This is a genomic window from Micromonospora sp. LOL_015 (assembly GCF_048060275.1).
In the GTDB taxonomy this organism is placed as follows: domain Bacteria; phylum Actinomycetota; class Actinomycetes; order Mycobacteriales; family Micromonosporaceae; genus Micromonospora_E.
This window is the reverse complement of record NZ_JBHMIO010000094.1, coordinates 1-6019: the sequence shown is the minus strand read 5'-3', so window position 1 is coordinate 6019 and position 6019 is coordinate 1. Positions and strand designations below refer to the sequence as shown.

Below are 6019 nucleotides of genomic sequence, written 5' to 3'. Positions count from 1 at the left end.
TCGAAGTTTTCAACGATCTGGTCAAGAACGCAGTGTCGCCATGATCACTTGATCCCGCCATGACATGACTCTCCACCTCGGCGAGCGCCTCTGCTATACGTGGCGCAGGTAGCTTGCACATCCGCAGCGCCAGCAACAACTCCTGTTGGTACCTCTCAAGCCTGATACCCACACTCTGATGCATCACTGTCCCGTCAGATCACTGATCTTACTAAGGATTGACCATAGGGAGGCTTCTTCTCCGAAGACGCCCTCTTCATCAAAAGCTTGAATCATCGACAGACTGTGCGTCAAACTTGTTGATTACCGTAGCCACCTTGTCGGTAAATGTTCGCCAATCGGCGATTCGCGCTCGCAACTCTTCAAGGCCAGCATCGGTGATAGTGAAAAACTTGCGCCCCGGGCCTGCCTCACCCTCGCGCCAGGATGAGATCACTAGGCCATCGACCTCCAAGCGCGCAAGAACGGGATAAAGCGTCCCTCCCTTCACAGCTCCGAGACCAGCACCCCGCAGACGCTGTGCAATCGCGTAGCCGTAGATTTCCCCCTCCGCGACCATCGCGAGCACGCAGAGCGCAAGCGCACCACGCATCCACTCTGTCGGCCACTGCCTGTTGCCATCCACCGGACAACTGTAACGCTAACTAGTTAGGCACACAACCTAGCTTACCGAACCACTGCCGGTCCTCGTCGCCATTGACGCGCCTGTGGCGCGGGGCGCGCTGCCGGTGGTCCAGCGGCACCCACGACTGCGTGAACCAGGGTATGTTGGTGATGTTGGGAAGGCTCATACATGATGGGGGCAACAATGACCGTCACGCAGGTTGACCTTGACGATGAGGCGTTGGCCGAGGCGATGCGCCTGTCCGGGGCCAGGAGCAAGAAGGAAACTGTGAACCTCGCGTTGCGCGAGTACGCTGCACGGCATCGACGCATCGCGGCACTCGATCACCACGCCGCAGTCGCGCAGGGCTGGGACTACGAGGGCTGGCAGGAGATCCGGGCAGCAGGCAAGGCACCAGCTGCGTGATCCGGTACCTGGCTGATTCCTCGGCGCTATGGCGGCTCCTACGTGAACCTGCCGTGCGAGCTGCCTGGGCGGACGTCATTTCTGATCATGCGATCGGATCGTGCCAGCCGCAGCGCACAGAGTTCCGGCGTTCCGCTCGCAATCTGGACGAGTATGAGCAAATGAACGAAATGTTCGCCGATCTCTACCCCGATGTCCCTGTGCCCAAGGCAGCATGGCGGTGGATGGAGTCAGCCCAATACCGGCTGCTACGGGCCGGCGCGCACCGGGCTCTGTCCTGCGTGGATCTTCTGGTATGCGCGTGTGCAGCCGTCAACGGCCTGGTGATCCTGCACGACGACAACGACTTTGTCACTGCTGGCCAGCACCTGCCAGATCTCGCCGAGCGACGGGTCAAGATGCTCCCTGCAACAGAGTGATCGGCAAGCGATAGCCTGCCCACCGGAGAGTGGTCAGGCCTGCTGGATCAGTCGGAGGAGGTCGGCTGCGCGGAGGTCCTCGAACTGGCTGAGCAGCGTGAAGGCTTCCTGCCGTACTGGCAGGGCTTCTGCTTCGCGGCCGGTCGCAGCAAGGGCAGTCGCCAGGTTGTGCAGCGCGACGGCGGCTTGCCATGCGTCGCCGAGCCGGCGGTGCACTCCGGCGGCCTGGCGGTGGAAGTCCACCGCTTCCTCCGACCTGCCAAGATCCTGATACGCCTCGCCGACAGCGTCGAGCGCGGTCGCTTCCCGGCTACGGTCACCGATCCGTCGTTGCAGCGCAGCAGCGCGGTGCAGGATGTCGAGGGCGGCGGCAGGGTCACCGATGGCCCGCCGCACCCGGGCCAGTTCGACCAGCCAGTGGCCCAGCCACAGCGAGTTGTTCGCCTCCTCGGCAATCGCGACCGCAGTCTCGATGTGGGCCTGTGCACTGGCAACGTCACCCATCTCCCGCTCGGCCATGCTGAGGAAGAACAATGCGTTACCTTCCTGACCTCGGTCGCCGAGGCTACGTAGCTCGGCGAGGGCTTCCCGGAGCAATTCGGCGGCCTCCGGCAACCGCAGCATCTCGTACCGTGTCTCGCCCAGATTGCTCAGCACGAGCGCCCGCCAGCGCCGGTTGCCGAGTCGGGTGACGATCTCCAGGGCTTCGGAGAAGAAGCGGACCGAGTCGGTCAGCCGGCGATGTCGCAGACCCAGCAGACCCAGCGCGTTGATCGAGACCGCGGTGCCGAACTCATCACCGATCTCGCGACGGATCGCAAGGGCTGCCTGGTGGCACTCGGCCGCCTCGTCGAGCTGGCGAGCCTGGAAGTGTGCCTTGCCGAGACTTTCCAGGGTTTCGGCTTCCCCTCGCCGGTCACCGACCGACCGGGCTGACGCCAGCCCGATCCGCGCAGTGGTCGACCACTCGTCAAAGGCGTTCTGATGCATGTAGACGCCGCGCAGCACCGCCGCCAGATGCCAGGCGAGCTGGTGAGCGCCGCACTCGCTGGCGAGGCGGGTCGCTGCGACCAGGTTGTGCCGCTCGGTCTCGAACCATTCGGCCGCGGTCGTCGATGCGCTGAACGCCATCGCCTCGATGCGACCGGGCGGGTCCAGCGGCACCGTCTGGTTGAACGGGAGCATCGCCGTCACCGCAGCGTCGGCGCTGTGCAGGTACCAGCGGAGCACGCGCAGCCGCGCCCTTTGGCGTTCGTCGTCCGACTCGTGCTGGCGCACCTGATCGATCGCGTACGCGCGGAGCAAATCATGCAGTTGGTACCGGTCCAGCCCGACGTGCTCCAGTAGGTGGGCGCCAACGAGTTGATCGAGCAGGTGCCGGATCCGGCGTGCCGGGGTGCCGGACAGTGCGACCGCCGCCGCCGCACTGAAATCCGGGCCGGGATGCAGCCCCAGCAACCGGAACAGTCGCGCCGCTTCCTCGGTCAACGCACGGTACGACCAGGCGAACACCGTCCGGACCGCGTCGGACTCGTCACCGTCGTCGGCAGTGAGCGTGTCCCAGAGCGCTGACTCGTCGCGCAGGTCCTGAATCAGTTCGTGCAGTGTCATGAAGGGCCGGCTGGCCGCTCGTTCGCCGGCGATCCGCAGCGCCAGCGGTAGCCGCGCACACAGCCGGGCCAGCTCGACCAACTCCTCCTCACTGTCCCCCTGGCGATAGCCGTCCATGACAGTCCGCAGCAGCTCGACGGCGTCGTGTTCCGGCAGGATGTCGAGCGTCAGGCGTTGGCCACCGTCCCTGGCCACCAGTGCGGAGAGTCGGTTCCGGCTGGTGACGATGACCGAGCAGGTGTCTGTGCCAGGCAACAGCGGTCGGACCTGACCAACCGATGCGGCGTTGTCCAGCACGACGAGGATCCGCCGGTCGGCGAGGCGGGACCGATACACCGCTGCCCGCTCGTCCAGGTCCGCCGGGATCGCAGCAGGTGGTACGCCAAGCGACCGGAGGAACCGGTCCAGGGCCTCCGCTGGATCGACCGGCAGTCCGCGGTCATATCCGCGCAGGTTCACATAGAGCTGTCCGTCCGGGTAACGCGTCTTGACCCGATGTGCCCAGCGGACGGCAAGCGACGTCTTGCCAACCCCGGCCGTGCCGGCGACGACGAACAAGGTCACCGCAGGTGCGGTTTGGTGGGCGTCAGTCAGCAGGCGGTCGAGCGCCAGCAGCTCGCGGTTGCGGTTGAGGAAGCCGGCGACCCCGCCGGGTAGCTGCCGTGGCGGCGGACCGGGTGCCGGGTCGCCGCCATGAAAATGTACGCCCCCATGCACGTCACGGGCCTGCACCAGGTCCGCGCTGCCGGAAAGGTCGGTCCGGTTGACGTGTCGGGGATCCGGGTCGTCCGACGCCGCGCCGCCCTGGAACATGTCTCATGTTCCCGTAGGCGGCTCCAGTGTGGCCACTTCCCGATCAAAGAACGTGTCCAACGGCTCGCCTTGCTGGTACAGCCCTTCGATGAGACCTTGGCACCGGGCGATCAGGTCCGGGTCGGTGAAGCGACGGGCGGCGGCGAGCACACCCGTGTCGTCGTAGACCGCCTCGTACATCACGTCGAGACCGAGCGTGTAGATCTCCGGCAGCGGACCCCCGTTCTCGTACGGAGCGACCTGCTCCGGACCGACGACGTTGGTCAGGCCGCCGTAGTCGTGGCGGAGCCGGAGCAGGTGCAGCTCCCATTGCAGGTACGGGATGATCGGCTTCTCGACGACTCGCACCCGCCGGTTGACGAAGCCTTGTCGCGCGATCCGACCGTAGTAGTCGGCGAAGTCGTCGCGCTGCTCGTCGATCAGCCGAAGCGACTCATCCCACCGACCGTCGACGAAGGCCTCCCAGCTCTTGTTGCCGGGCTCCTTGAAGAACTGCTGCCGCTCCAGCTTCCAGAAGCCGACCGACTCTATCCGCCAGAAGTGCTCGTAGAAGTCGGACCAGTAGTCATCGAGCGTCAGCAGCTCACCTGGGTCACCGCCGAGGACTTCATGCATCAGGTATGTCCGCCCTTGCCGCGATCATGGTCGAACGAGGAATGATCACCAAGCGCTCGCCCGGATCGATCGACACACCCTCCGGCAGTTGCTGGTGGTAGGTCTCGGTCAGATCATGGCCGATCACTGCGATGTCGCCGTTGGAGAGCTCCCAGATGTCGGGGCAACTTCCGTCACCGGAAGTGTTCCCCAGTTCATGGGAGGACTTGCCCCAGCGCCTGATCAGGGTGGCTGTCGGATCGGCTTCCCACTTTGATCCACTCATGATGACCCTTCCAAGGCTCGCTTGCCGGTGCAACTTACGGTAACATCGAGACAGCTTGATCAATCTCCTTTTGCACCCGATGTCGCCAATAGGGATAATCCTCAGATTGGGAGTTCCGGTGACTGAACCGATCATGGCCACCGTCGTCTCCGCACTCGTCACCTGGGCGACGACCGCCGTCGCCCAAGGCAGCAGCAATGCCGCCAAGTCGTGGGTGCAGCTGATCCGCAATCGTTTCCAGTCGAGACCCGCCGACCTGGCACTCGTCGAAGGCACACTGTCTGCGCAGGTCCAGCCCGCGCAGACGACCCAGGCCGTGGAACTCGTGCGACAGGAGGCCGAACGGGATCCCGAATTCGCCCGGCAGCTGATCACGCTCTGGCGGGCAGTGGGCACGTCCGGCTCCAGCGACGACTCTGTGACCAACCAGGTTTCCGGCGACATCGAAGGCACCGTCATCCAGGCCCGCGACGTCTTCGGCAGAATCCAGATGCAAGGCCGCACCGACTGACGAAGTCGGCGACCGGCAAGCGGACACGATCACGACTACTTGCTGTACCGGCGTACGATGCGCAGGAAATTGCGAAGCTTACTCACTTCGCTGGGCTTCACAGGGTCTGGGTTGAAGTGCATCACGTTGTTACGCACCTTACGCAGCTCGTCGAGGCGCTTGATGAACAGTTTGCGATCCAGCGGCCAACCCAGTTGCGCCCAGCAGCTTGGGTTGTCTAGGACCGCTTGATACTGACCGACAGACATGCTATTCAACGACCTGAAGGGCTGATTTGCGGCACTACAGGCATCCCTGATCACGTCTTCATCTAAGGTATTTTGCAGAAGTTGGCGAAGTTCCTGGTCGATCTCGCCAATCAGGAAGAAGGGAGTCGCCGTCTCATCATACTTGTGGACAACGTCTGCAGCCGTGATAATACCGGTGATCTTTCTTTCGAAGTCACGGACAAAGATGAAACCGTCTCGCCGTAGCGTGCCAATGACGTCGAGGAGGCGTGTGTCGTAGTCAAAGACTCGGTCTTTTGCCCGCCGATCGATGGCGTCACTGAACGTCGCGTTCGGATCCCGATGCTTCGCCGCAGCTACCGACTCCCAGGACACGGCACCGTGTACGGTGTACGGGTTTGCCAACACAGCAACCTGCGAATAGTCGTTGATCTGCATAGCCGTGATTGCTTCCTCGAAGGTTGCCGAGTAGGGCAGCCGTACTTCGTGACCTGACCGGTGCGGTGGGGGTGTGGACGGACAGGATGT

General features: G+C 63.7%; 8 protein-coding genes. 3 read left to right on the top strand and 5 right to left on the bottom strand.

The features are described from left to right. Positions 1-259 precede the first annotated feature (259 nt). A complete protein-coding gene (locus ACFHWU_RS28480; RefSeq protein ID WP_416592206.1) occupies positions 260-625 on the bottom strand; it encodes a PadR family transcriptional regulator in 366 nt (121 codons plus the stop codon). A 183-nt stretch (positions 626-808) separates the two neighbouring features. Here ACFHWU_RS28480 and ACFHWU_RS28475 point away from each other — a divergent pair, with 183 nt between their 5' ends. Both ACFHWU_RS28475 and ACFHWU_RS28470 read left to right on the top strand, forming a co-directional pair. Continuing rightward, positions 809-1030, top strand: a complete 222-nt coding sequence (locus tag ACFHWU_RS28475; protein WP_416592205.1) for a type II toxin-antitoxin system VapB family antitoxin — start codon at positions 809-811, stop codon at positions 1028-1030. After that, entirely contained in the window at positions 1027-1449 is a 423-nt protein-coding gene (locus tag ACFHWU_RS28470; protein WP_416592204.1) for a hypothetical protein, read from the top strand. Before ACFHWU_RS28475 ends, ACFHWU_RS28470 begins: the two co-directional genes overlap by 4 nt. Before the next feature lie 33 nt (positions 1450-1482). On the opposite strand, the gene ACFHWU_RS28465 is transcribed toward ACFHWU_RS28470, so the two are convergent. From ACFHWU_RS28465 to ACFHWU_RS28455, 3 genes are read right to left on the bottom strand one after another with little or no spacing between them, the layout of a single operon-like run. Next, on the bottom strand, positions 1483-3873 hold the full coding sequence (locus ACFHWU_RS28465; protein ID WP_416592203.1) for an ATP-binding protein: 2391 nt from the start codon (positions 3871-3873) through the stop codon (positions 1483-1485). Positions 3874-3876: 3 nt separating this feature from the next. Then, entirely contained in the window at positions 3877-4488 is a 612-nt protein-coding gene (locus ACFHWU_RS28460; RefSeq protein ID WP_416592202.1) for a DUF6879 family protein, read from the bottom strand. Continuing rightward, positions 4481-4753, bottom strand: a complete 273-nt coding sequence (locus ACFHWU_RS28455) for a hypothetical protein (RefSeq protein ID WP_416592201.1) — start codon at positions 4751-4753, stop codon at positions 4481-4483. Before ACFHWU_RS28455 ends, ACFHWU_RS28460 begins: the two co-directional genes overlap by 8 nt. Positions 4754-4871: 118 nt before the next feature. On the opposite strand from ACFHWU_RS28455, the gene ACFHWU_RS28450 reads away from it, so the two are divergent. Further along, positions 4872-5264 (top strand): hypothetical protein, encoded by a 393-nt coding sequence (locus ACFHWU_RS28450; protein ID WP_416592200.1) that lies wholly within the window; start codon positions 4872-4874, stop codon positions 5262-5264. A gap of 35 nt (positions 5265-5299) precedes the next feature. Here ACFHWU_RS28450 and ACFHWU_RS28445 read toward each other — a convergent pair. Further along, positions 5300-6019 (bottom strand): hypothetical protein (locus tag ACFHWU_RS28445; RefSeq protein WP_416592199.1); only part of this gene is annotated, 720 nt, incomplete at its 5' end.